Annotated in this window: 20 protein-coding genes; 9 read left to right on the top strand and 11 right to left on the bottom strand. The window is 44.6% G+C overall.

What is annotated here, in order from left to right; all coding sequences use genetic code 11:
• Window positions 1–251 precede the first annotated feature (251 nt).
• A complete protein-coding gene (locus tag OQ371_RS21775) occupies window positions 252–809 on the top strand; it encodes an RNA polymerase sigma factor (protein ID WP_265990438.1) in 558 nt (185 codons plus the stop codon).
• Window positions 810–869: 60 nt separating this feature from the next.
• Here the strand turns inward: OQ371_RS21775 and OQ371_RS21780 are convergent, their stop codons facing one another.
• Entirely contained in the window at window positions 870–1,364 is a 495-nt protein-coding gene (locus OQ371_RS21780; RefSeq protein WP_265990439.1) for a DUF421 domain-containing protein, read from the bottom strand.
• Window positions 1,365–1,470: 106 nt separating this feature from the next.
• Here OQ371_RS21780 and OQ371_RS21785 point away from each other — a divergent pair, with 106 nt between their 5' ends.
• Window positions 1,471–2,010 carry a DUF6580 family putative transport protein gene (locus OQ371_RS21785; RefSeq protein ID WP_265990440.1) on the top strand — a complete coding sequence of 180 codons (540 nt, stop codon included), beginning with the start codon at window positions 1,471–1,473 and terminating at the stop codon, window positions 2,008–2,010.
• Window positions 2,011–2,177: 167 nt separating this feature from the next.
• Window positions 2,178–3,155 (top strand): transglutaminase domain-containing protein, encoded by a 978-nt coding sequence (locus OQ371_RS21790; protein ID WP_265990441.1) that lies wholly within the window; start codon window positions 2,178–2,180, stop codon window positions 3,153–3,155.
• Window positions 3,156–3,225: 70 nt separating this feature from the next.
• On the opposite strand, the gene OQ371_RS21795 is transcribed toward OQ371_RS21790, so the two are convergent.
• The 3 genes from OQ371_RS21795 to OQ371_RS21805 form a co-directional block, all read right to left on the bottom strand.
• Complete coding sequence (locus tag OQ371_RS21795) at window positions 3,226–4,530, bottom strand: hydantoinase/oxoprolinase family protein (protein ID WP_265990442.1); 1,305 nt, start codon at window positions 4,528–4,530, stop codon at window positions 3,226–3,228.
• A 28-nt stretch (window positions 4,531–4,558) separates the two neighbouring features.
• On the bottom strand, window positions 4,559–5,074 hold the full coding sequence (locus OQ371_RS21800; RefSeq protein WP_265990443.1) for a Cif family virulence factor: 516 nt from the start codon (window positions 5,072–5,074) through the stop codon (window positions 4,559–4,561).
• A 65-nt stretch (window positions 5,075–5,139) separates the two neighbouring features.
• Window positions 5,140–6,042, bottom strand: a complete 903-nt coding sequence (locus OQ371_RS21805) for a histone deacetylase family protein (protein WP_265990444.1) — start codon at window positions 6,040–6,042, stop codon at window positions 5,140–5,142.
• A 42-nt stretch (window positions 6,043–6,084) separates the two neighbouring features.
• On the opposite strand from OQ371_RS21805, the gene OQ371_RS21810 reads away from it, so the two are divergent.
• Window positions 6,085–6,837, top strand: coding sequence for an SDR family oxidoreductase (locus OQ371_RS21810; RefSeq protein WP_265990445.1), 753 nt, complete (start codon window positions 6,085–6,087; stop codon window positions 6,835–6,837).
• 296 nt (window positions 6,838–7,133) lie between these two features.
• Complete coding sequence (locus OQ371_RS21815) at window positions 7,134–7,466, top strand: hypothetical protein (protein ID WP_265990446.1); 333 nt, start codon at window positions 7,134–7,136, stop codon at window positions 7,464–7,466.
• A 127-nt stretch (window positions 7,467–7,593) separates the two neighbouring features.
• Here OQ371_RS21815 and OQ371_RS21820 read toward each other — a convergent pair whose 3' ends face one another.
• Both OQ371_RS21820 and OQ371_RS21825 read right to left on the bottom strand, forming a co-directional pair.
• Window positions 7,594–7,863 carry a hypothetical protein gene (locus OQ371_RS21820; RefSeq protein ID WP_265990447.1) on the bottom strand — a complete coding sequence of 90 codons (270 nt, stop codon included), beginning with the start codon at window positions 7,861–7,863 and terminating at the stop codon, window positions 7,594–7,596.
• 893 nt (window positions 7,864–8,756) lie between these two features.
• Entirely contained in the window at window positions 8,757–11,291 is a 2,535-nt protein-coding gene (locus OQ371_RS21825) for a right-handed parallel beta-helix repeat-containing protein (protein ID WP_265990448.1), read from the bottom strand.
• Between the two features lie 1,817 nt (window positions 11,292–13,108).
• On the opposite strand from OQ371_RS21825, the gene OQ371_RS21830 reads away from it, so the two are divergent.
• A complete protein-coding gene (locus OQ371_RS21830; protein WP_265990449.1) occupies window positions 13,109–13,333 on the top strand; it encodes a hypothetical protein in 225 nt (74 codons plus the stop codon).
• A gap of 3,005 nt (window positions 13,334–16,338) precedes the next feature.
• Window positions 16,339–16,659, top strand: coding sequence for a LytTR family DNA-binding domain-containing protein (locus tag OQ371_RS21835; protein ID WP_265990450.1), 321 nt, complete (start codon window positions 16,339–16,341; stop codon window positions 16,657–16,659).
• A 354-nt stretch (window positions 16,660–17,013) separates the two neighbouring features.
• Here OQ371_RS21835 and OQ371_RS21840 read toward each other — a convergent pair whose 3' ends face one another.
• Together OQ371_RS21840 and OQ371_RS21845 are read right to left on the bottom strand one after the other, a co-directional pair.
• The gene (locus tag OQ371_RS21840; protein WP_265990451.1) at window positions 17,014–17,409 is read right to left on the bottom strand and encodes a response regulator; all 396 of its coding nucleotides are present in this window, start codon (window positions 17,407–17,409) and stop codon (window positions 17,014–17,016) included.
• A 1,888-nt stretch (window positions 17,410–19,297) separates the two neighbouring features.
• Window positions 19,298–19,852: a hypothetical protein gene (locus OQ371_RS21845; RefSeq protein WP_265990452.1), complete on the bottom strand. Its 555-nt coding sequence runs from the start codon at window positions 19,850–19,852 to the stop codon at window positions 19,298–19,300.
• Between the two features lie 496 nt (window positions 19,853–20,348).
• On the opposite strand from OQ371_RS21845, the gene OQ371_RS21850 reads away from it, so the two are divergent.
• Together OQ371_RS21850 and OQ371_RS21855 are read left to right on the top strand one after the other, a co-directional pair.
• Window positions 20,349–20,603, top strand: a complete 255-nt coding sequence (locus tag OQ371_RS21850; RefSeq protein ID WP_265990453.1) for a hypothetical protein — start codon at window positions 20,349–20,351, stop codon at window positions 20,601–20,603.
• 24 nt (window positions 20,604–20,627) lie between these two features.
• Window positions 20,628–21,083, top strand: a complete 456-nt coding sequence (locus OQ371_RS21855; RefSeq protein ID WP_265990454.1) for a hypothetical protein — start codon at window positions 20,628–20,630, stop codon at window positions 21,081–21,083.
• 1,564 nt (window positions 21,084–22,647) lie between these two features.
• On the opposite strand, the gene OQ371_RS21860 is transcribed toward OQ371_RS21855, so the two are convergent.
• The 3 genes from OQ371_RS21860 to OQ371_RS21870 all read right to left on the bottom strand — a co-directional run bounded on the left by OQ371_RS21860 (window position 22,648) and on the right by OQ371_RS21870 (window position 26,935).
• Window positions 22,648–22,968: a hypothetical protein gene (locus tag OQ371_RS21860; protein WP_265990455.1), complete on the bottom strand. Its 321-nt coding sequence runs from the start codon at window positions 22,966–22,968 to the stop codon at window positions 22,648–22,650.
• A gap of 1,293 nt (window positions 22,969–24,261) precedes the next feature.
• A complete protein-coding gene (locus OQ371_RS21865; RefSeq protein ID WP_265990456.1) occupies window positions 24,262–24,561 on the bottom strand; it encodes a hypothetical protein in 300 nt (99 codons plus the stop codon).
• Window positions 24,562–24,886: 325 nt separating this feature from the next.
• On the bottom strand, window positions 24,887–26,935 hold the full coding sequence (locus tag OQ371_RS21870) for a PAS domain-containing sensor histidine kinase (RefSeq protein WP_265990457.1): 2,049 nt from the start codon (window positions 26,933–26,935) through the stop codon (window positions 24,887–24,889).
• Window positions 26,936–26,983: the final 48 nt, after the last annotated feature.

Raw genomic sequence — 26,983 nt, forward strand, 5'->3', positions numbered from 1 at the left:
CAAAATAACCTCAATCCAAGCCAGCATTTTTTCTACACTTTAGATCTGCCGCACGTCGCACGTTCGCTGCGTTCTATAAAAATATAACATTATAAAGATGCTCATTGGAATACTATATTACGGCTTGACATTTGTATAACCAAACAATAGATTTGAACCGTTGAGCAAAGGCTCAGTATTACTACTCAAAGAGTCAGCCTCCTCTTTGTGTTCGATACATAGTTCACAAGTCTCTGTTAACTATTAATCCTATGAACACCAACCGTCACACCGACGAGGAGCTGGTACGGTATTACCTAGCTACCCAACAAAGCGATTATTTTGGTCAGCTTTACAAACGCTATTCCAACAAAGTGTACCGTCGATGTTTGACCATTACCAAGGACCCTTCCGATGCGGAGGATTACATGCAGGACATTTTTATCCGGGTCATGTCGGGACTGCACAACTTCAAGGAGAGATCTTCTTTTTCAACTTGGTTGTACACCGTATCGACCAATTACTGCATGGACCGTATGAAAATGGGCCGTCGTCAGAACGACCGCGTTGAACTGGACGGCGAAATCATGAAAACGCTGGCCGAGAACAACGACTCAGCCGGGATGGAAGAACGGTATGAAATGGTGGACCTAATCCTGAAAAAAATCGCCCCCATCGAGTCCAAATACCTACGGATGAAGTATGAAGAAAACATGAACATTAAAGAGATGGCAATACTATTACAAGTAAAGGACAGTGCCGTAAAAATGCGACTGAAACGAGTCCGCGACAAAGTCAAAGACATTTTGGTTTTTTACCAGCAGTATTAATTTACCAAGATGTAGATTAGCGCAGATTGGGGCGGTTGAGGCTACTCCAATCTGCGTACTTTACTTTTTTTCAATGACGCTGATGTTACCGCTGCCCTCCAGGTAGCACATCTTGACGTTTTGATAATGCTCAACCCCTTTTTCCCGCAGGATGCTGACCAGTTCGTCTTCAGTAATCATTTCCCGCTTCATGTTCTGCCGCATCAGCTGGCCGTTGCGGACGAGTAAAACCGAGTCGGGCTGGGCCAGGTGCTGGAAAAACACCGAACGGTACCCCAGCCAGTCGATGCCGTAATCCCAAAAAACCAGGGTTCCTACCAGCACCAGACCTTCCGTGACGGACTCGTACGGCCCCGCCATTGCATTCTGGGCGGCATCCGAAATCATGGTGATCAGCAGCAGGTCGCTCAGATTCAGTTGCCCGGTCCCCCGCCGGAAAAAACGCAGATACAGAAAAATAAACCAATAGGTCAATGTTCCCCGAATGATCATTTCCAGTGCGGAAGTATTGGGGATAAAAACCGAATGCCAGTCTACTTCGAGAATCTTTTGCATTTTATCTAAGTTATAGAACTGTAAATAAAGCGGAAATATAGCGTGATTAGCCCCGCAAGTGAAACCGGCTTTTGACAGTTTTTAATTTTAGACGTAACTTCACGCCATGAAGCGCATTCAAATTCGTACGGCATCGTTGACGGCCATTGTTTTGCTGACGGCCCTGAGTCGGCTGCTCCCGCATCCTTATAATTTCACGCCCATTGCCGCCCTGGCGTTGTTTGGTGCGGCCACGTTCGAGCGCAAATCGCTCGGCCTGATCGTTCCGCTGGCAGCTATGTTGCTGAGCGACGTCCTGATCGGTTTTCACAGCGGGATGGGTGCAGTCTACGGATCCTTCACCGTCATCTGGGCGCTGGGTCTGGTGTTTCTACGAAAAATTACCGTTCCCCGGGTAGCGGGCGTTTCGATTTTGTCGTCCCTGCTGTTTTACCTGATCACCAACTTTGCCGTGTGGTACGGCAGCTCTTTTTACCCCCAGACTCCCCAGGGATTGCTGGCGAGCTACGCGGCTGGTCTGGCGTTTTACAACGGACAGTCTTTTTTTCTGAACGGGGTATTGGGTGACCTGACGTTTAGCGGTCTTCTGTTCGGTAGTTATTATTTGCTGCAACGGCAATTCCCGGTTTTGAAACTGGCCCGGTAATTCCTGCAAGGCTCAATCTTTAGACTATAGTAGACAGAACTTCAGAAGAGGTTCTGTCTTTTTTTTGTGAGTAACCCGCTTAAAATCAGGATGCGGTCAAAGTTCAAAAAGGCAGTCTACAATAAACGGGCTGGGTTTTCAGTTTTATCGACGAAGCGTTGAAGAATATGTGTCGCCGAATCCTGCCCATCGTTTTTATTTTGTTTTTCAGCGTTGGCCTGAAGCCCCCGACTGCGGTATTTCTGCCCGCCGATAATTACAGCCGGATTGATGCTTACGCCCGCAATACTCCGGACGCGTACGCCCGAAACATTGCCGCCTTATCGGATTACCTGACGACTCCGGCCCGCACGGACATGGACAAAGTACGGGTGATCTATGCCTGGATGGTTTCCCACATCCGCTACGATATGGCCGCCGTCAACAACCGGGGGTCGCAACGGTACTACTCCGAATTGGAATACGCTAACCGGGTGTTGCGCCAGCGTAAAGGGCTCTGCACGGGGTATTCGCTACTTTTTAAATATCTGCTCAAACGGGCCGGGGTTGAAGCGATTACTATCCGGGGTTACGCCCGAACCGAAGACCGGGAAGCGGGCAATCCAGTCAAGATGATCGACCACGAGTGGAATGCCGTCAATATTGAAGATGAATGGTTTTTGCTGGATCTGGCCTGGGCCGTAACAACGGCTTCGGAAGGGGAAGGTAGCAATGATTTTTATTTTTTGACCCCACCCGAACTCTTCGTTTCGCAGCACTTTCCGACCGACCCGCGCTGGCAACTGCTCGGGCAGCCGCTCACCAAAAGCGAGTTTGACCGGTTTCCGAAGCTCTACGACCCGTATTTTCAGTTGGGTTTCAGCCCCAACTTTCCGCGTGAAGGGCAGTTGCGGGTGCAGGGAACGGCCCAACTAACGCTCCAGAATGAGCAGTCGGTGGAATACCTCTGCACCATCAGTCGGTTTGGCCAATCGAAGGGAACCGAAGTGCCCGTAACGGTTTCGCGATCTGGCCTCCTCCAGCACCTCCAATTCCAGGTGCCGGTTCGGGGCTGGTCAACGTTACACATTTTTGCCCGGCCCCGCGGCTATACTCGGGTCCGAAAATACGACTGCATTGCGTCGTTCTCCGTTTATAATTCTTAGGGGAGATAAAGGAGGATAGACAAGAGAAAAAAGAATACCTCATTTCTCTTGTCTATTCTCTCTTGTCTGTCTACCGCATGCTAATCCGCAAATTTCGGAACGCATCCATGCGGGCGTAACTTTTCTCACGCATTACCACCGTTGTCTCCGGCCCCTCAACAATGGCCGGTCCCGAAAGCGTGTCATCGGTACGAATACCGGCGCGGTCGTAAATGGGGCACCCGCAGGGCGTCAAATCTTTCTCATAATACACCGATCGGTAGCCCTTCAGGGCGTGAAAATCGCCCGATCGCCGGGTTGGGTTGTAATAACCGGCCCGATGCATGGCTTTTGGTATTTGCCAATCGGGGTCATTTTCGGCCATGACCAGCAAGTACCCCAACGCGGAAGAAACCCCCGCTCCAACCGGAACAACCATCTGGGATATGCCCACCATCCGGGCTATTTCACAGCCGTGTACCGGACCGGCGCCCCCAAACGCCAGCAGGCTATACGACTCCAGGGTGCGGGTATGGGTGCCAGTCAGCTGGCGAATGTGATCTGCAATGGTGGCATCCACTCCCGAAGAAACCCGCATGGCGGCCTCCTCCACGGAAATATTGAGGGGCGTCGCCAGGTGCTTGAGGATGGCTTTTTTTGCCAATTCGATTTTCAATGGAATGGCGCCGTAGAGAAAGTAGTCTTTGTTCAGATAGCCCAGCACCAGGTCGGCATCGGTCAGTGTTGGCAACTCCCCGCCCCGATCAAAGCAGGCCGGACCGGGGCCGGGCGTGGCGTGTTCAGGCAATAAAAAAAGTTCGCCTTTGTCATTGAGCCCAATGTAGCTGTTACCCCCTAACGGAAGGCTCAGACCGTAGCCTTCCAGCGATTGATCAAGCGTGTCCATCGACCGGGCCGACAGCTCGGTTTGTAACGATAAAAATGCGGAAGATCCCCCGATGCGTAGCACCACCAGGTTTTTCTGACCCATTTGCTCGCCGAAATACCGTCCGGTCATCAAACCACCAATCCGTGGCGCCATGATGTTCTCCGGATTTTCGGCCGCTTCGTCGATGCGCAGCAGTTGCCCATGATTGGTTACCAGTTGAAGCGGACAAATCAACCCATATGCCAACAGTTGCTGTTCCAGATCACGGGCGCAGCCAATGGCCTTGTCCGGCGGTATTTGTACGCTCATGCCCGCAACCAACACCTCAATGTTGGCGATTTCTATCTTACATTCCGACACGAAAAAGACCAACTCTTCGGCCAGTTTGCGGACAGAGTCGTGAATCGTGGCCGGTATTTTCTTGATGGACAACCGGCCTGTGTCATCCAGTAAAACAAAATCGGTAAAGGTTTCTCCCAAATCAATGCTAAAACGGTATCGACTCATGATAATCCGATGGATAGTTGAACGGTGTTTACTTCGACGTTATTCGCATTTCGGTTATCCGCCATTTACCGTCCGGTCCCTTCCGAAGCTGGCTTGTTGCCGTAGCGGTTTTTGGAGTAGAACCCGTTGTTGCGTCCGGCGCAATCGTGTAAACTTCAACGGCCTGAGCCTGGCTCTCGTTTATTTCCAGCTTCCGGACCCGGTAATTCCGATAGGTCTGTTTACCAGTAGACGCCTGGTACTCCGCCGGTGTTTTCGCATTGCCGTCTGCATCCGAAATGCGGGCATCTTCCGTAAACCAGGCTGTCAGAGGACTGGCCTGCCCTGTTCCGGGGTTTAAAACGGCCATTCGATTTCTGAGCAGTACCAGGATGGAATCGCGCTCGGGATACAGTTTGGTGGTCGTGGTGCGGGTTTCGGTTCGACGGAGCCGTCGCTGGGTCTGTTCCGACGCGGCTTTTGACGAATCCAACGAGGTCTGCTGGGCCAGAACCGATCCGGTTGTGATCAGGCCCAGCAGCAGCGCTAAAAACTGTATTTTCATCGTTTATTTAGGTTGATTCGGGTACAAAGCCGGTTATATGACTCTACAGTAGGCCAGAACCGGCGTTAAAAGTAAAATTTTTCAGCTAACCGAAACGTATTACAGTGCGCTTCCACAATGTCGGCCATACGGGGTGAATAACCACCGCCCATTGAAACCGTTATGGGTAATCCGTGGCGAAGTGCCTGTTCAAAGACAAATGCATCGCGTTGTTTACAGCCTTCCCGGGAAATTTTCAGCTTCCCGAGCCGGTCGGACTCCAGAATATCAACGCCGGAAATATAAAACAGAAAATCGGGCTTTTGTTTTTTTATTACATTGGGTAACGTATCAGACAACCGGTTCAGATAGGCTTCATCGGTCATCCCGGTTGGTAGTTCAACATCCAGATCCGAGTGTTCTTTGTGCAGTGGATAGTTATCTTTACCATGCATACTCAGCGTAAAGACGCGCGGGTCCCCTTGAAAAATAACCGCCGTGCCATTGCCCTGGTGAACATCGAGATCAATGATAAGAATCTTGGATGCAAGCCGGTTCTCCAGCAGATACCGGGCGGCCACGGCCACGTCATTGAGCAGGCAAAACCCCTCGCCCCGGTCCGGATAGGCGTGGTGCGTGCCTCCGGCGATGTTCAGGGCGACCCCATCTTTTAAGGCAATCCGGCTGCAATCGATGGTTCCCTGCGTAATAACCCATTCCCGGTGCACCAGCCCGGCGGATAGCGGAAACCCAATGCGACGCATCATCACTGCCGGAACCGTCAGCGTTTTCAATTGCTGAACATAATCGGCCGTATGCACGGTCAGCACCCAGCGGTCATCCACCGGCTCGGGCGAAAAAAAATTATCCGGTCCACACGTTCCTTCGTACACCAACTGGTCGTGAATCAGTTCGTATTTCGCCATCGGAAAACGGTGGCCTTCGGGCAGAGGGTGTCGGTAGATAGAATTGTAAGCAATTTTCAACATTCGTCGGTAAGTTAGCAGACCGTTGTATTTACGTATCCGCTTATGCAAACAGTTATCGTTACGGGAGGAGCCCAGGGTATTGGTCGTGTTACTACGCAGTATCTCCTGACCCACGGCTACCAGGTGGCCATCTGGGAAAACGACACGGAGGCTCTCAAGGATTTTTCGGAGACGCTACAGGGAACAAACGCGCAAGCCCAGGTTATCCCTTGTGACATCACCTCCGAAATCGCCATCAAAGATGCGGTACGGGAAACCCTTGACCGGTTTGGTCAGATTAACCACCTCGTCAACAATGCGGCCGTCATGGTCGAGAAGCCGCTCGACCGGTTTTCGCTCGATGACTGGAATACGGTTATTAGCACGAACTTAACCGGCCCCTTCCTATGCGCCAAATATACCGCCCCTCACCTGGCCGAACAACACGGCAGCATCGTTAATCTGTGCTCCACCCGGGCTTTCCAATCCGAACCGGACACCTTTGCCTACTCTGCTTCCAAAGGCGGAATCTTTGCTTTAACCCATTCGCTGGCGATTAGTTTAGGGCCCGATGTTCGGGTGAACTGCATCAGTCCGGGCTGGATCGACGTGTCGGCTCTCAAGAAAAAAGGGAAAGCGCACAAAGAAGCGTTACGTCCCGAAGACCACGCCCAGCACCCGGTTGGACGGGTTGGTCAGGCGGACGATATTGCCCGCATGGTTTTATTTCTGATTTATGACGCCAATTCGTTCATCACCGGCCAAAACTTCACCATCGACGGAGGAATGACGCGGAAAATGATTTATGTGCCTTAATGCCGATGATTCACCCTGGTATTATCGTAGAATAAGACATCCTGTAATCAGACCAAAAAGTAAATCGAAAGTTGTAAAAGAAGATGGAGCTTTTCCAGTCGTAAGACGACAAGGAAAGCTGTGTATGTAAAATCTAAACCGTTCTGATAAATAGTCTCCTTGGTGAGGGAAATACGGGTACTTTTCAAAAAATTAGCCCCCATTTCTTTTAATTGTAAAAATACCTATGTAGTTTTACGCAACGATAAAATAAACCAGACGATATCAATCGGATAGCTTTTAAAATGGTGCACAACATGGATACTAATTTACCAAATCACACGGTTATAGAGAACCGTTGGTTGGCGATGGTGAATGAAATCCAACAACAGCATACCATCTTGCTCGATTTAATTGAAAAGATGGAGCAAAATCCGACTGCTAACCCCAAGACGGTCTTTAAACTAACCAGACTTCAGCAGCATGTACTGGACACATTGAACGCCCTCTTGGCCGAGTCCCTTACTGAAGGCGAATCCGCTTCACAATCTCAGTATCCAGAACGATTGCATAAAAAGTACACCCACAGCCAAATTCTGGTGCAACTTAAACATCAGATCGATCAGGAGTTGGATATCCTGAACTGTTAGCGAGCGCCTTTCATCCTCAGCCTCCTTTAGCATTTTCTCTGTACTATATCATACTTCTCTGCCCTGTCAATGAAAAACCCCGGCTATCTGTCCGGGGTTTCATGTATGCACAAGTAATAAACGTTTTTCAACGGGCATTTCCCCTTACTGGCTGCTCTTTCCGCTGTATCATTTTACCTTGTTCGATCAACTCCTGATACGTAAAATCTTCATTTCTTCTGTCATTGATCTCGTTTTCCACCGTTGCCCGGTTAAAAGCTGAACGGCTAGCCGAATCGGCATGTTCGGCCATTACTTCCGAGTAATTTTCTTTATCATACTTTTTGTCCAGTGGATCACAACTTATCAATGTGACAGAAACAAATAACGTGAGAACTACTGCCAAGCTTTTTTTCATGGTAACCAGCGTTTTGAGACCAACTTGATCATGTATGGTAAAACCAACTAATAGCCTTTTTGATTTAAAAATATGATTTCAAATTCATAACCCTGGTTTGCAATTCGGCTAAAGTAATGCGCTACTTCACCTATCTCCGATTTTGAACAAAAAACAACCCCGGCGCTTAAGCGCCGGGGTTGTTGATAAGATTACATTAGGTCCAAGATTACAATTTTGATAGTCGGGGTGCGCAGTTGATGCATCCTTTCTTATACAACCGTCACCTGAATTGTGTCCGGATTGTAGGCAGTTGGTGCGTGAGTCTCCAGCCATTCTTCAAACTGGATGCGCGCTCCTTCCTCTCTATACGCATAGAAGTAGCGACTGGCCAGCGGTGCTCCGTTTTCGGTAAAAACCGTACATCGGAATTTGATTCGATTAGGAGTACGGCGAAGCCTGCGTTCGATTGGTGCCATTAAGAATGTTAGTTTACGGTAGGTGGATACTATTCAAGAACTGCAGCTTAGGCGGATTGATCCTTATTTGATGTAGAAATGAAGGTATCTGAAGCCCAAAGCCAGATCGGGTTATGACTTAATCTACTCTATCGATTCAGCTACTTCTGATCAATGAGCTCGATTATGTACTCCAAATTTGAATCTGGAAGCGGCAAAATCGTGTCAAACAAGGAAAATTCAGCCCAGAAAGTGGTAGTAATAAAGTTCATACAACAGACAGTGACAGAGTTGGTTAATTCCAAGCAAAAACCAAACCAACTTGCCGGCCTACATAGGTTATTTTGCTCAATCAAAAGTGCATGATGATCGCAGATTACCTATCCGAATTTTGTCTGATAAATACTTACTTTTCAACTTTACCTTTCTTCCGTAACATTATATGAGCAATCCACCTCACGGAAGCGTAATTGTATACTGGCTACCAGACGGTGCCGGTGTTCCGGGAACGGGCACTGGTATTTTCTCAAAGACAGTATTGGCAGCCGAATTGATCTTTTTGATCCCGGCAATTAAAGTGTAGTACGTACCCGTGCCGAGAGAAACGGGTTTCTCTGCATTGTAAACCGTGCAATCCTGGATAATCGTACCTAAAATGAGAGGGACACCGTTCTCTTTAAAGTAAGAATCAGGATTTTTTCCGGTCGATGTTTTCCGGAAATAGGTCATATAGGCATTAAATGAAGGATAATAGTCATCATCAACAACTACCAGTTGATTTGGAATTTGCTGGCGCAGCGTATTACCCTTCATTCGCAACCCGATGCAACCTGTTCCCCAGGTCAGCGGAATCTTGTTCTGAACAAGCTGTAGCCCCATTGAACACCCTTTATAGGGATCGGAAACCGAGGAGCCTTTGTTTCCAATTATATCGACATCATAAACAGGTATAAACTGCAACGTTTTTCCACTGTTGCGGATGTTCTGCGTGGGTTGTAGATCAATTGCTCCGGAATTAATCAGGGTATTATTCACCAAACTTATCCGACACAGGGCAGCCTTGTAAAGCGTAATGCCCCGTTGCTGGTTTTCGAATTTGTTGTTGTAATAAACGACGTTTTGTAGACCAAAACAGAATGTGGTATACACACTGGTCTGATCGGGTGTAACATCCCACGCCTTTTCCAGGGTCAAGGTTGTACCCGTTACCGAAGTGATTTTGCGTACCTGCCCCATACCTTTTCCTCGAATAATAGAGACGTAGGGCGAATCATTGATGGCTTCGAAACGCTGATCAGTATCCGTCAGGGTTGTAGCGGTTGCGTTGGTTACATCACCTTTATACAGAAAGGGTGGCTTCGGACCTCCTCCCTCACAAATGATACTTTCCCCGTCATTATTTCGGACCTTGGTCCGGTGACCGTTGGGATCCCGACCGGCAATGCGCGCTATGGATCCATTGTCTACCAAAAACGAGTTTCCAGCGACCAGCGAATTCGACATAAACTCGTTGGTAACAATGTGCATCGTCGTGGGGGTACCTTGATCAATGGGAATGCCGTTATTGCGGATAAATTTATTATTCTCAATGAAATACCGGTCAGCGTTCACAAACTGAACTGCCTGCGCCAGCGAAAACTCAGAATCCCGAACAGTTGCATACAAACAGCCGCTGACGCGCAAAGGCCCACCTAATCCAACTTTAGTCTGAGTAGCTTTTAAATTTTGAATAATTACTTTTTTACTCCCCCGAACAAAGACCCTGTCACCCACGCCGATGTTCCAGCGAACGTTCTTAATAAAAAGTACATCATTGTTTAATATTCCTGCCGCCGATTTAATAGCCGTCTCGTCTGCAGCATCCCTGTTAATCAGCCCGATGTTGGCGAGCCCGATGGTACTGCTTGACGCCTGACTGAAAAGAAATCGGCTCGAAAAACCGTTGTATTCGAGCGTGGTGGCATCCTGCCCGGCTCCCTCTAAAATCACGTTGGATTTCATGGTCAGGCCGGTTCCTGACGTCCCCGTGCATTGATAGGTTCCTTTGGGAAGCTTGACCACCCCACCCCCGTCGGCATTGGCCTGATCGATAGCCGCCTGAATCACATCCCGGTAATTGGTCTTAGCATCTCCCGCCCTTATCCGGGTCTTCAGCCGGTTATCAGTGGTCAGGTCATAGACATTGTTGACAATTGCTGCCGTAAAATTGGCGTGAAAGCCCACTTCCAACTGATAATAATCGGTAGCCGGAGCAATGGCCGTCAGCACATCATTTACCTGAGATTCCCCCAGTCCATTGTTGACAAAAACCCTGTATTTTTTTCCCGCAACCAGCCCCTTGGGCGCCTTAATGTTGAGCTTAAAGCCGTAGCTTCCATTCGGCTCGTACGTTGCGTAACTGACGGAACCGTTGCCTTGCTGAACAAACCGGATGATTGGCGTTAAATCCGAACCGGGCATCATCAAATCGCGCCCCTTAATGACCATACTGGCCCCGCTGTACACTTGAGGTGAGTTAAAGCATTCGGGAACTGGTTTATTTACATACTTTGCCTCTGAACGGAGAGTAGCGCTTTTTACAAACAATTCATACTGTCCAAGCCGGAGGTCAGGCGGGATACGGGTCTGGAATATCCCGTCTCCCTGTTGAATCGGACGCAATAGAATGTAATTCTTTTGGTCAATCACCCGTAGACCTACTTCGGCATCGGCGGGAAAGTGACCCTGCAGAGCGATGTAATCTCCCGGCACGGCCGACTCGGTATGGTGGAAAATATACAGTGCATTTGAGATAGTCAGATCGGCATAGGCGGTGGTAGATGGTCCTATGATAGTCGCTACGTCCTCCTGCTGGTTTTTCTTCGGAATAAGCTGTAATTGATTGATTACAGTTGAGGTCAGCAATCGGCTTTTCGCTTCAATTCCTACCAGACTGCCCAATAAAATCAGGAATGTAATCCAGCTGTTTTTCATCATTTTATCTTTTGCCACCCGGCGCGTTTGTCTTTCTTGGGTAGCTTTTATGGTTTGTTACGGCCTTTTCACTTACTACAACCCACTCAGGATATTGTGGTTTAATTTGCTTTAATTACCGGACAGCAAAAACTCTTTTACCGAACAACCTCCTTTATTTGTAAACAATGCATACCAGAGCATATTTTATAATTGAATAAGCGCAGCTATTCCCCTCCACTCCTACTTGCTGCTTTTATTTTCACACTGTAAACAGCAATCTTTTCAATGTTTTTTCCACTCTATTAACCTAATTACCAATGCACGAGCACAACAGCTTCTCCTGTTTCAAGGAAAAGCCTGGATTCAACACCTTATTGCTTAGAATGCATTGGATATTAGATCGATGGAAACAGACTGTGTACTAACGCTCTTTTGATATCTACTACGATCTAAGTGGATGGCATTGAAAGGTTAACTTTAAGTTACTCTCTGCTTATTAATCAATTTTTAACGTATAAAGCCACACGTATTTCAACACTATGTAACCAATGTACCCATATTCCGTTGATTAATAGACACATAACCGAAAAAGAACAATAAGTATAAATACTTTTCCTTGGTATGGTATTTGTACCGTAAATACTATCCCATCACTCATTAATAACCTAACTCACGTGTTGCTAGAAATAACCAGCGAAGAACAATATTGCAGTGCCAAGCAGCGGTTCAGCGAACTCGAAAAATGGATCGACAAAATGGAAAACTTTTCAAAGTGGGGTACCCTTCAGCTTGAAGCAATTTCCGAATACAGTGATCTCAATACCGCCTTAGCCCTTTACGAAGGAAACCAGTTCAAGAAGAGCTTGTCTTTGTTTTAGAACACAGTTAATAAGACAAAATATCTTTACTAGCCTAAACTAAACGATTGCCAATCTATCTCGACACGAATCTGGCCTTGGTCTGAAAAGAGCTTTTCCACATGGGATTGCTCGGCAGAAGACATCGTACAGTAACCCTACAATCTATAAGGCAGCCTACCCCATTATTTGCCGGCTCAGTAGGATAAGAAAGCCAGCTCTTTCCTACCTCTCAAGATGCTAAGCACAATGTTTGCCATTCGATAGGGATCCAGCAATCTTTAAAAAACGAAACCCGGCCTAATAGGTCGGGTCGTAAGATCTTTTCTCTGTCCTTTCATCTATCAACAGATAGACTTGTTAGTATTCGTGCAAATAAGGTGCCAATGTTACTGTTATTTATTATAAGTGACTATAAGTTTTTAGTATCTCTTCTTCCCTTTCAAAACATTTATTAATCATTTCTTGTGGACAAACAGGTGAGTATGCGAAATTATTTAGCTATTTTTCTTTTCGAACCATTTACTCACAAAATAGGCTCTTGACGAAAAGCATCATTGGTTATCATACCCTTTAGACAGGTCAAAAAATTAATAAGAAGGAATAACTAGATGAATACTTTCCATCTATTTTATCAACAATTTATGGGCGAATCAACAAGCAGTAGGATTTGACCGCAGAAACGCTGATTTTTCGGTCAGTTTAACATGCCGAATGCGCTGCTCCTCTTCAACAGGCAAACACTTTCCTGACTTTACTTTTTAAAAAAAACAAACCCAGCTGCAGGGCAGTCGGGCTGTTAGCATTATCATCTATCTTTTGTAAACTTTAGTATGTACGTTGTCTGATAATAAATGGATTTATTCTTTCAATTTTCGCCTATGCTACAACCGTTTTTAGGATGAAATGGGCACGATTATTGACTTATGGAAACAAAGAGAATCGGTATCCAAGTATCAATCATTACACCCAACCGTCAATACAACTTAAAGACCCATGAGAAAGTACAGCCTTCTGTTAGCAGCCCTTGCTTTCCTTTTTGCTTTTTTTGGTATCATTGCCAGCGGTTTTGTTAGCATACTTTGCGGTTTATTTGCTCTTACTCTTGGGATTTGCGCCGGGGTTACTCTTTCAAACGCCCAGGTAGATGCTGATTACAACCCAATTCCGAAAGATACTCCCACCGTTCAACGAGCAAAACTTACCGAGTTACCTGTCTGAAACCCCGGGGACACTTTCTGTGCCATAAATAAAAAAAACAAGTATTCGGTAAACCCTTTACCTGATAGCTATATTCTTACCCATTATAAAAAAACCACATACTAGAAAGATCAATAATTTTTAGTTAACACAAAGTAGCCGGGTTTTTCAATCCGGTTGCTTTCCGTCTAGATGACTAGGTTTATTAAGAACAAATTGCTTCCCCCTATAAGCCGTTATCAATCGATTTCATCTATTTCGAATAGACGCTGGATCACGGAATAGAAGTTTCAAATACGCAACGACCTAGTTGCCTCCTCCTTATAGCACGCTGGTCCAGATAACAGTTTTAGATTTTTGACTTTAATTTATTTGGGGAATTTGTAAGCATGCTTCCCGCTCAACTCAATCAATTGAATATTGACGGCAAAAGCTTAAAAATCAGCCAATCAATTCGTAAAAACAAAACCCAGCCAACAGCCGGGAATGTTACTACTATCTAACATTACTATTTTAGGCCAAGTTAATCTTCAATGAGAAGGAATGCCTTAAAATATACGTGAGGAGAGACTTTTTGTATGCAAAACTCCGGGAAACGTATGCAAATGACTTCTCTAATAATCATCTTTTGAGAAAAAGTACAATCATTGATAGCCTTTCGTCAACAGCACTTCCACGGATCAACTAAACATTATAGTATCTATAAAAGCGAGCGCCATTCAACTAGCAGCTCATGAAGATTTTAGAATTAATTTGTACGTTTTCTCCAGTTTCGAAAGGTGCTCAATTATTGACGTTCCATCAAAGGCTTCTACGGGCAGCATCGTAACCTCTCCATTTAGGGTAGTAAGTTGAGCCGATTGCACCGGGAAACCATATGCGACGAATGAATTCAGCACCTCAAGTTGCTGCTCAAACTCATTGGCATAAACGGAAAATGTCCGCAAGTCGCCCAGCGGGGTTACAAAGGTTATATGAAGTAGCATGGTTGAGAGGTGTTGATAGCAGCCGCAATGCTACCTTCCCCGCATTAAGGCTGACTTAACCCCTTATTAAAGTTTAATCTAACTTGGCTGTTTTCATTAACATGCATTAAAGTAACATTAAACTTAATGAATCTGAAAATCCCTCTGATACTGTAGGTATGGGCATGAATGAATTGTATCAAAAGTGAGGGTTCGATGATCTGGCCTATTAATCATATAAAATAAAATCCGCCAAATTCTGGCGGATTCGTCAAACACAGTTTGTGTAATCCTAATAAAATCACTCCCGTCATGAAGACGACAATCTTAAAATAATCCTAAACATGAAACAGAGTTATTCGCTTGGGAAGAACTTTAAGAGACTATTACGGCGATACTGAATACACCAAAAAGTGCCATAAAAACTAAAACGACCCATAAGACGTATTGATCGAGCGTAGAATTACGTTGATGCATAATTATTTAAGGTTGATACGATGAGTAAAGTGCACTGCAAATTTAAGAATAAATAGCACAAAATCCGCTGTCTGTTAGTGCAATACAACATTTCCAATGTCTGTCAATTTGCTAAATCTGTAGCAGTCACATCTTTCTTGAAACTTCGAAATTAGCAACTCTCTAATTTTGATACCGTTAATCAGGAAATCATTTGGAACAGGTACGGCTATGCAACTTGATACACCAACAGCCTCAACAATAAGTTATTGTATCACCAACAATGACTCGCTATAACTAGTCTATCATCCTTCTTCAATATTGATTAAGATTTCGCAATCGTACGAAGACAGATTCTTTCCTCCATCACCATGTTTACCCATCTTGAATCGCCAGTATTTCAGCCAAAAATTGCTGAGTTCTTTTGCAACTATATCAGACCTGTGGGAATCATTAAGTTGTAACAATGAAGTACGCCCTTGGGCAGATCCGGGAACATAATAGACAGAATATACACTATGTGAGTAATGCCCGGTAGCTTTGCATCCGGGCATTTTTGTTGGCTCCTCCGAGTATACTTTTGCTGACATCACGACAAGCCTAAATTGAATCGTGAAATCAAGTTGACGGAAACGTATTCGCCCATTCAATGACTGTACTGTTTTATCCTCTTTCGCCCCCTGCCTAAAGCAGCATACTAGGTTTGTTCGACGGCCTTTGCCCGCTTGCGATCTTTTCTCTGCAAGGCATCTTCGTGCGCTTCAGAAAGCTGCTGAAGTTTGTCATAATTTGAAAGCCTTTGACTGGTATTGAAAGACTCCATAAGCCATATCACCGAGAAGCGCCACAATCAGAATGGCTTGTTTCATGCATAATTTCATGAAGTGATAGACAGAGATAGTGTTAGCAAGAATACTCTTCTATCTCTTAATAAATTAAGAATAAGCGGCTTTCTGAGCTTTCGTTTGACCAACAAAAAATTCCAGTTTTCAAAGCTCTTATTCTACCCGCTTCTAAACAGCAAAGCCCGGATGCTTGATCCGGGCAAATGCAAGGCGATAAGTCAGAGAAATGGGTAATAATATTTAAACAGAGGGACAAGAATCGTACCATCGAAATACGACCGTAGTGTTCAAGATATGCTCTATGACTATTTTAGCTCCTATCTGTTCTTACAGGATCAATTCTCTCAGGTAGTAAGGAATAGTATGGCTGACAAAGCCCTTTTGTGCAGCTAAGAGAGAGATCAATTTGTCCCTTCGAATACTTTTAGTTCACTTCTTATTTCTGTTGTTCGTTAATAAAAGAAACAGGAATAATTACCTGTGTAAACCTCCTTCCTTTCCCATCCATCAATTTGTAAAATTTCGCTTCACAGGTAGAAGATATTTTCTTGATTAACAGGACACATACATGAATGCATGTCAAGAAGAAAATTTATTAAAATCGATTTACAGGACACCTGGAGGTAAATTCCTGCATAAATCTACCAAATAATCACATTCTGATAAATAAACCTCTACTCATTAATCCTTGTGATAACCGCTTCCCGTATATTGGTAACAAATACTCAATTTCAACTAGTAAAATATTTAACACTAAGCTATGAAAGAAAAACCTCAGCCCAGATGGCCCGCTCTCATCACCCCGGAGTTGACCCATTTATCCTCCTGCGATAACTATACCTATCTTCACTACAAGGACGGTAGTAAAAAGCTTATGTCGCGCACGTTGAAAGAGTGGCAGCAACGCCTGCCGCATTTCCTGCGTATTGGTAGAAGGTTTTTAGTGGCTCCAGATCACATTACCGGATGGTCGGACGACTTTACCACCGGCTACATCAACAACCAACCGTTTAAGGTTTCCAGGCGAGCCGCCGGGACGCTTCGTAAAGAGGGGCCCACTTCCACCCTACATCGCTTTTGACACCAATGCTTATGTGAGACCAATACAACTACCATCCATTCTCTGTTCTACACCCGAGTATGAGTACCAACTCGTAGCCGCAGCATTCGTACTTTACGCTGCGGCTCTTCTCCTAAAACCGTAGATACATAACTCCTTTTGTGAGATAAATAAACAAAAAAGCACCTTTAACAAAGGTGCCTGCCGGTTACGTTAAAAGTGTTTCCTACTGTTTAATCTATGGGCGCGATCGTGGTCCAGGACGGCTCTTTTTGTGTTTATGGGTAAGCTTAAGGTATCACCACCGAAACTTGTCAGATCCAGCTTGCAGTATAGTAAACACCAACGTTCTGATTATAACAACAGTGCCGTATTTTATTGAAAATGACCAGCCAAACACAGGTCTCTAGCGAGAATACACCATTCCTGAAAGCTAAACGGCTTTGATGTAACTTCATACACCCCCATATTTTGAGCCCTATCGATCAACTCCTTGGACATAAATTGGCTAAATAAAACCACTTTAAGTGAGCTGGTATGAGGATTATGTTTAATCCTTTCAATCAACTCCAATCCATCCATACCGGGCATTGAATAATCGACCATCAGCATCGTTGGAAGCTTTGCTTTTTCCAGGTTCGCAATGATTGCATTGGCGTCGGTGAAACCCGCAATCTGACAACTCAACTGCTGCTTTTTAAATGCCTGTTTGATAATCTCGATGATTGCCTGGTCATCGTCAACAAGCCAAATTGTAGGTTGTTCATTCATCTCGCGTATGGGTTTGACTCTATAACCAACTGAAAAGCTAATTAATTGCATAACACCGTAGAAGGTAGCAATATTGCAAAACTATCTCTTCAGCATTTTGGCAAATGCAAGGAGTATTTAATAATCTTCCTCCCGGTGCTTTGGGTACGGATTATCGTCTAGCCGCAGGCACAAATAAACTACGAAAGAAATACCCGAGATGATACCACAGCAGAACAAGACTGCAGCCGTAAGTAACATAGCTATTGACGTTTAAAATCTGCAACGGGCGCCAGAAAAAGGCCAGCGGGGTGAACGTTGTCCAGAACTCTTTTGGTTTTGCTACTAAAAACGGACCACAGGTTACCGTCAGATTGACGATTACGATTCGTATATAAACTCAGACGCCAGTTATGAACGCGGTCCAAGTGTTCAATGGTGTTATTTATCATAGCTGATCCTGGTGATGGAGTTGTCTACTACTTTGGTTGTATCATCAGGACCCTCAACCCGTTTGAATCGGTTGTAAAGCGATTGGAGAAAATTATGCTTAGCAACTATTTTAGCCTGCTGAACGGAGGCCATAATATCCCAAACCGTATAATTGCTACGTTATAACAACGCCAATCCTTACGGGGCAGGGCACCAACCTGATCAGGATTTCCACCTTTATTATGGGGATACGATTCCAGACGATCACTGTCGGCAAGGCTACTGCCTGTCACTTTAGCGGTCAGCTTAGTTCATCATTTCAAGATCAATATCAATTGCTTCTAAATCTTCCTGGGTCAAGGGGCCCCGACGCAACGTTGAGTAATAAGTATGTCCAATTTTGCGGGCATACTCCTTGTCAGTTCCCCGGAGGGCTTTTTCGTACTCGTGAGCGTAGTGCTTAATTTTCTCGTGATAAAGCAGCCAATTGCTGCAGTAGCGAAATGTAAGGGCAATCATGCAACCTAGCAGCCCAAGTATAAGAATAGCAATTATCATTTAACGTATGAACAGAGAATGTATATTGATTTACGGTACGTTGCTGGTTTTCTTTGATGCTGAGCAGCAACACTATACGCTTATCAATCAAGCCGTTGGGGAGATTGTACCTACGATTTAGACTATTGATCCTGCTATTCTCTGCTTGTCTTGTCCATACGTTCACCTACTGGTGGTGCCGAATCCATCGTCTACCTAATGCGCTTGATTGGCTACTAAGGGAAGTCGGGCAATTGTTAAACCGCTGATGGGTCAGCTTTCGGCGGTTGTGAACAAATTCAGATCCAGGTGAAACTCGAAAAGGGTCATCAGCCCCGTCAACAGCAAATTTGCCAGTGGGCGTAGACAATCAGGAATGAATAGAAAATCTCCCCGGCGCTTGAAAAGCGTCGAATGCACAGGCCGACAGAGAGGCTGTCGGCAAAAAATCGTCATCAGGGGGGAGTAAGTTGCAGCATAGTTTTACTAGTACGGCTACAAAGATCACAAGGAAATGATACAATGCAAGGGAATGTCCTATAAATGAAGATTACGGTACTAGTACGATCAGCAGTAATCTACAAGTCGGTGTTGGATTGCTATGGGGATGTACGCAGACCCGGTTTTCCTAAGGTCAAAAATCGTCTATATTCCTATTTTGCAGGTTGTGGTTTAACTCATTAATAAATTCGCGGATAGCCCTGTTAACGTTTCTTTTTCCTGCTTTGCCGTTATTTCTTGCCCACTCTTCCAGCGGTTCGTCATTGGCCGTTTTTTCCACCAGCACGTATAAGTACGACTTGAGAATAGGTGATCAGACGAGGATCCGGATTAATTGGAAAGCGGTCTGCATCGCCCTGAGCCAAACTGGAAAAGCTCAGTAGCAGATAAAGAAGCGTATTTAAGCGTCTCATGCTGTGCCTGGTGTAAGGATTCTATCCTATAACCCGACCGTTTTGCTGCCATGACGCAAAGCAAGGTGGTTCAACTGGGGCTGAAGAACAATAATACCGATGGGAGAAAGCAACAAGGCCACAAAGACCGGGGCTAAGGGTCCAGTATAACGCTGGTCCAACGGCTGGTTTTTCAAGTAACGGGTAATAAAATAAGCCCGGTAGAAGATCGCCAGGAGAAGTAGAAGCAGAAACCGATCGGACAAGCCGTCCAAGGGTATCTTATGAAGCGACGAAGGGGAAAAGAATTGTTGCAACAGCGTAATCAGATCCAAACATTCAATGAACACCATTGCCAGCAAGCTAACTTTGAATAGCGGTAGTTCCCAAACTTTAATCTTCCGGGACCGTCTGGATAAGAAGTGACCAACCTCCCAAAACCAGATTACGAGACCGGTCTGTATCCAAAAGCCTCTGAGAAATTGAAGCGTCGCAATCAGTATCTTGTCCTGGATGACCCAGAAGCCTACGGCAAATGCCATCGCTGGTCCATAGATCAGCAGGATAATCTGCCAGTGTTTGAGGTAGAAGAGTTTGGGCATAGTTTGCTGGATGATCCGATGCAAGTTAAATAGATAGAGAATTTAATGGGGCATTTAACCGCGACTTTATTCCCTTCCCCATCAGCTGCAGCGAAAGGATCAGTTCGGCGTCCCAATTACCTACCGCCAACTTGCCGGACAGTTACCTGCTATTTCACTTTCTCTCTCCGAAATTAGTAACCGTAGAAATCATGGTTTAGATACCCTCCGGCTTTCCAGAACCGAGTTCATTGACTGTCCCCTAAAGCCGATGCACGAAGTTTAATCAAATATATTTTACACTTTTTTTTAGTATCTAGCAAGACCTTTCAGCACGAAATAGAAAAGGATATCGCCGTAATTTACGTCAAAATCAAACCACCACTTTATCAAGCCAAAAAATAATTTATAAAATTACTCAGTATTTAAACTTAAGTAATTTCATATTTTTGTCAATCTGATGATAACAACCATGATCTTACTCTCTGTCCTTTTTTTAATGACTCTTTCCGGCTTTATGCTCATTCAGCTACGAAACCGGGCGCTCAAGCAACTCGCCCGAACGAAGGCGGTCACCGACTTTCGAAGGTGGGTAATGGACCTGGATCGTCAACGATTTTACCGTACCGGAGAGCCGGGCTTTCCGTACCTGGAGCGGCTGCCACCGTATGAAATAATGCTCTTAGAAAAACTGCCGCTGAAGCTGGATACCTATTTCCATGACAGCGAGATACGGAAACTATTGGGAGTAGAGAAAGGGAGTGAAGTGTAAACCGGTTATTCGACGGCAGAAAAAATGTTTAGCGAAGATAATCTTAAACGCAGCCAAAAGCTATTTTCTGAAGCCTTTCAAACGCTAACCGACTCTAGGATGAGGCAAGACAATGGACAAGGGCGTTTCAGCAACAGCGCTCAGCTTCAATCGTTGATCGCCTTAGTAAACGAGCACAAAAAGGCCGTTTTGCGCGCCGAACTGGCTTACTGCAGTGAGCTTTATGACAGACTTAAGGCCCTTCAATTGACAATGGGCCGTGCGCATTATGCCATCCAGGACGACTATGTAAATCGAATTGGTTCCAGTAATTTTAACCGATTTTCTTCTGAACCCTATCAAGCCTCTGAAATCCAATACCGAAACCGTACAGAAAAATTAAAACAGCTTTATGGCGGAATCAGATCTTGGCAGGATCGTAGCCGAAAGTGTCTGGAAGATTTAAATGAAGACCGTATTTCAACTAACCCACATTTATAAAATAAGTAGTTAAAGGCTTTTGATTGGCGTGAAAGCTTAGCAATATTTTAGGCTCGCCTTTGTAACAATACGCCCAAAACCGGTCTATCGGCTCACTTGTAAGACACGACCCGTTACTTACATCAAAAAAACTAATTTTTAAATAGCTGGTGAACGAATGGGTACTGCTCAAATTTTAGAGAAAATTCACGAGCAAACTCCGAGCGAAATTAGTTTGGTTGGGCATTATCCGCTTCGGCCTGCCAGCGGTATAATACTTCTATTACTACAGGCTAGAAGATAGATTGAGATAGATTCAGTAAAACTCTCAGCATAGCTTTTGAATATGACCTACCTAAGTTTTTTAGTCATTTGAATAAAAGCAACAGCTTGGTCGACCATAGTTATTGCCCTGATTATTAGCTAATTCGAGTCATCTATACTTGTTTTAATCTATTTTATCCCTGAATGCAACGCAAGAAGATGTTTTGACTATATATACACTATACTACAAAAACTGTGTTTTTAACAAAAATCCCCACACAAGACTGTGTGGGGATTCAAACCACCGTAACTTATACTAATTTATTTCAAATATACTAAATGCATTCGCTTTAGAAAAATGTTCTAGAAGACAAATATTCTCAAGGAATAGTAAAATTTAAAACTTCGGAAAAGAGGTGAACGCACTTACCTTCTACGCTTAAACCTTCCCTAAGTCAGTCAATTTTATTCCAGGCTGATACCAGCCTTTATGATAACCCTCAAAACAATTATCAATAGACAGACTTATTCTTCCATTAATGAGCCTTAACCAAATTCCGAATAGTAAATACGTTCAATGCTTCGGGAATAGTCTATGATTGGTCTCTTTCGATGGCCTTCGTATCCTTTTGCGAAAAAAGTTTTTCGTACCCCAGGTAAGCGAACTCCACTTGCTTGACGGTATTTGTATACGTAAAAACTCTTCTATTCTTATTCAAAAGTCTTTGTATATAATTCAAAAAGTGAGCAAAACGATTCATTAACTTAAGTTGGATGCGTCCGGCTATATCCAAGCTGACAAACGCGACGCGACCTCTCGGGTTTCATTTAAATTTTCACGGCCATAAATTAGTCCTTCTCTCTGCTTAAATGATAGCAATTGCCTATTGCATTACATTTACATTCTTACCCTCTTGCTATTACCTCCATAACTTTCTAATCAGGATACCAGAGATTCATTGTCAACGACAATGCCGAGTACCGCCAACTTTTCAGAGAGCTTTCGAGGAGGTGTGCTACAAATTGGGGTAAAATTTTTCGTCTCCGGACGATGCTTAGGGATTACTAGTGCAACCCTGTAGCTTTCTTACCAGATCCGGTTGAATGTTGAGACATCCGGGATGGACGGGTTAGAATTAATCTTACTTAAATGCTTTCTACGTGAACGTATTAACGTCTAAATCATTAGAGCAACTTATTTCAATAGTAACACTAGTGCCATGAGAAATATCTACTTTTAGACAAGGCATTTAATTTCCGGTATGCTTGAAATAATCTGTCAATTTAATTGCACTCAAAATTCGACTGCCTCCGTCTACTATCAGGCGGCCATTGTTGCTTCACTTGGTAATACCACCTCCTTATTTTTTTGAACGAAGTCAAATTTCTCTATTTTCATTAAAGCGACATCATTCTTGATAGCTTCTTCGTCCCTGTCAGTTACCTTGCCCCTTCGTAGCGCAGAATAATAAAATTGTCCGGCGGCCCTCGCGTATCCTTTGTTGTTTTCCCGCAGGGCTTTTTCGTACTCGGCGGCAAAAAACTGCACTTTCCTTTCGGTCAACACACTATCGATACAGTATTTGATTGCTATATACATTATAGCCAACAGAAATATTGCGATCAAAATAAGCTGTGTCATGGTAGTTGGTCGTACGGTGGTATTTATTCAATGATCACGTAATATATGTAACCGTTAGTTAACTCGAGCATAAAAATAATACTTTCTCACTAAACAACTTACTTCATAGTTCAATAAAAGCTTAACTTATTTTTCGGCGAATCTCACCTCTCGAATACAAAATTGATTTATCAACTAAAATATGAGTAGTCAATTTTAAGGATCACGGCTTTCCTACATGCATTAAATTCTTGTGATTAGGGCTATAGATAAAACGTATATTAGAGAGTTACTATTTGCTGCTCCTCTCGTTTACTTATCAGTTTTCACACATCGGTACTGTACTTACCAGCCTTCACTTTTCCATTGTTCAGAACAACAAGTGCTTAACGAAGAACTTATTGGCTAGTTAATTCAATCTTGTGTTCTAAAACGTCAACCCTGATTTCCTCTAAATGGCACCTGTCTCTCTTCCATTCTACCTTTGAATACTTTATTCAAAGACTATCACAACGTTTGCTTTAGGCACAAAACAATGTAAGACGTTGATGCTTATATAAGAAAACCATATGTCAGACATGATCTTTATCATAAACATTTGTCCATCAACAGGTAACCAAATATTTACATGAATACTTATATTAGCCCCTAATTATTTATATTCCTCATATGTCCGTCCGAAAAGCAGCCGTGCGAGAGTACACAATATGGACAATTCTAATTATCCAGGCCCTTATTGGCTTGTTTTTCATATTATTCCTGCTGATTTGATTTATCTATCGTATTACAACCTTTAAGTGAGTAAGAAGTAGTAATAACGACAAATCCGACCTAATTAGGTCGGATTTTGTTTTTGAGAATAGATTGATACAGGTACCGTTACCTGAAACATTTACAATAAATATCACCAAATATGTACTTTATTTTAAATATTTAGTCTGATCGGAAGCTCAACGAGCATTGACGATAGAACTGAGAAATGGCTTACCTCTTGATCGAGCCGTTTTTATGAATCAGTTCGTTAACAGATTTAAGCATTAAAACTTTAAGAATCTATATGGCCCAGCCACCTGGCGCCGGTCTTCCTAAAAAAATACGGTTAGTTATTTATCCAATTTTCATTTCCTACTTACGCTATCCAGGTACCAGGTTCAAACCTCTGGAACAAATGCAGTTTCAAAAAGCGCTGAAATAGGTTGTGATTTGCAGGAGTAAAATATACCGCCGGAATTACAATTCAGAAAACCAGCCTAACAATCTTCGAAGACCTCTAAGTTGCAAATAATGATGCCTTATACTTACGTCACTGTATCTTTAGTTAAGACTTGTTTTGATTGGTAGCTGAAGCGTTTTGATTTGCTCAGAAACCATAAGAGCAATATCGCTTTCAATGTGTTCTTCATCTTCTTTCGACCTTTTTCCTCCGCGAAGAACATCAAAGTAAGATCGGCCGGCTGCTAGAGCATAATTCTTATCATTCCCGCGCAGTGCCCGTTCGTATTCTGCGGCAAAGAACTGCAGTCTTTCCCGGGCTAATATCCATTTCGTACAATAGCGAAATACCATACCGGCCATAGTTCCCAAAAGGCCTATAATTAACAGTGCATACGCCATTGTGACCTTTGTGAATTAGATAGAATTTTCTTTCGCGACCACTTATACGCCAACTCAAGTCGTTACAAAAAGGTAATATTATAATTTTAAGCCTACTTATTATAATAAATACTTAATTATATTTTCTACTATACAAGAAGCTAATTTTACTTAAGAAGAACATCGGTGGTCAATCGGCATAATTATAATTAGTAAATATTTACTTGCTTGACGGTTAAAGACCTGAAAATAGAGTCCGACCTTCCGGCCGGACTCTATTTTCAGGTATGCATGTACTTAGTGCTCTTTTGATCAACGGGCCAATCAGTGAGATGGCCCAACGGGTTCATTCAGGCAGATAAACACAAAAAGTGGCTCCCTCGCCGGGTTGACTATTGGCGGTAATGGCCCCACCGTGATTTTCGGCGACCCGCTGGCAGATGGCCAGGCCAATGCCCGTGCCGCTATATTCACTCCTGCCGTGCAATCGCTGGAATAACTGAAAAATACGATCCTGGTATTTGTTGTCGAAACCAATGCCTTGGTCGATCACACAAATCTGGTAAAATACCTGCGCATAACCTGTGGGCCTGACTTGTGCTGGAAGATCCTGGCGCTTGATCTGGAATACCCTAATATGAATTCTGGGTGCTATGCCGGGGCGGGTAAATTTCAAGGCATTGGTTAGCAAGTTCTGAAATAGTTGCCTCAACTGCATCGGATCGCCTTTTAGTACGGGCAAAGGTTGATCGATCTCGACCAGAGCCCGGGTTTGCTCAAGCTGGAACTCGAGGGTCTGCAACACTTCATCAAATACACTTTGTAGCGCCAAAGGAGCGAAACTCTCTTGCCGGGTGGATACTTTCGAATACGTTAGCAGATCCCGGATCAGCGATGACATGCGCTCAGCGGCCCCCTGGATTCGCTCCAGATAATCAAGCCCCATTTCACTTAACTGCTCGGCATACTGCCTTTGTAGTAAATTACTAAAGGACTGAACCTTACGTAACGGTTCCTGCAAATCGTGCGAAGCAATGTAGGCGAATTGCTGTAAATTTTCGTTGGACCGACGCAGGTCGTCTACCGAAACGCGAAGCTGTTCATTAATCTGCCCCACCTCTTCGTTTGATAAATAAAGTTCTTCGTTCGATGCCTGGAGTTCTTCGTTCGATGCCTGAAGCTCTTCGTTGGACGCCTGAAGCTCTTCGTTGGATGCCTGAAGTTCTTCGTTTGCTGCCGCTAGCTGCTCGGTTCGTTCCTGGAGTTGGCTTTCCAACTCCCATTGTAACTGCCGTTGCAGAGTTACATCCTGCGCCGTTCCCGTAATACGGTAAGCATGCCCTTGGGCATCCCGTAAAGCGCGCCCTTGTACATGCAGAATGCGCTGTTTGGCCATTCGGCTTGTATTAACTTTATACTCCACGTCATAAATTCCGTCTGTACCCGTAGCAATAGCGTGTAGCATGGCCCGCTGTACCCGTTCCCGGTCCGACTCGCTTATCACCTCGAAACCCCGCTCTACCGTAATGACTTCATCATCGGATAAACCAAACCATTCGCGAAGGCGCGGGGAATAATTTACTACTTGAGCGGACAGATCGATGCTCCAGTTTCCTAGTTGAGCCAGTTCAATAGCGCTTCTGAGTACGGCGTCGGTTTCTTCTAACTCTTGTTGGGCTAACACCTGATCCGTGACGTCGATAGCCATGTTCATAATGGCATATACTTGCCCCAGCTCATTAAATAAAGGCTTATAAGTAAAATCAAAGTAAAACGTGCGTGGCTCGCCATCAACGACCAATCGGGCTTTTGCTCCCTGCTGCTGGTGGGTTTTACCAGTAGCAAGAATGTCTTCCAGAATCTGAAGGAAAGGCTGTCCGGCCAGTTCGGGCAGGGCTTGGGCCAGAGGTTTTCCGAGCGGCAGATCACCTTTGCCCCAAAAAGCCAGCATGGGCGCATTGGCCACTTCAATCCGAAACTCGGGCCCAACATAGAGTGAAGTAGCAACGGGAGCTTCACGGATTAAGCTGCGGAAGCGGTCTTCGTTGAAAGTGATTTGCTCAGCTTGCCGAAGCTGGGTTACTTCCTGGATAACGCCCGCCACAGAAGCCACCTTTCCAGCTTCACTCACGGCTGGCCGCGCTACCAACCGTATCCAAGGGCCGGTTTTCAGACGCAGGGAAATATCAAAGTCGGTCAAAGAAGGCGTTAACCGGGCGTTTTCAAAGGTTAGTTGGAAAACCGCTACATCATCCGGATGAATTAGCTCCGTCCACTGAGGATAAAGCAATAGCTGGGTTGGCGAAAGCCCGAGTATGTGCCGGCTACGGTCATCGCAGTCAATTCGGCCTAGGGACGGGTTCCAGACCCACGCACCAAGATTAGCAGCTTTCAAGGCCAGCTGGGTATCTACTTGCGCCTGGAGCGCCTGGTTATCGGTTGA

It is taken from the genome of Larkinella insperata, from assembly GCF_026248825.1.
Classification (GTDB): Bacteria; Bacteroidota; Bacteroidia; order Cytophagales; family Spirosomataceae; genus Larkinella; species Larkinella insperata.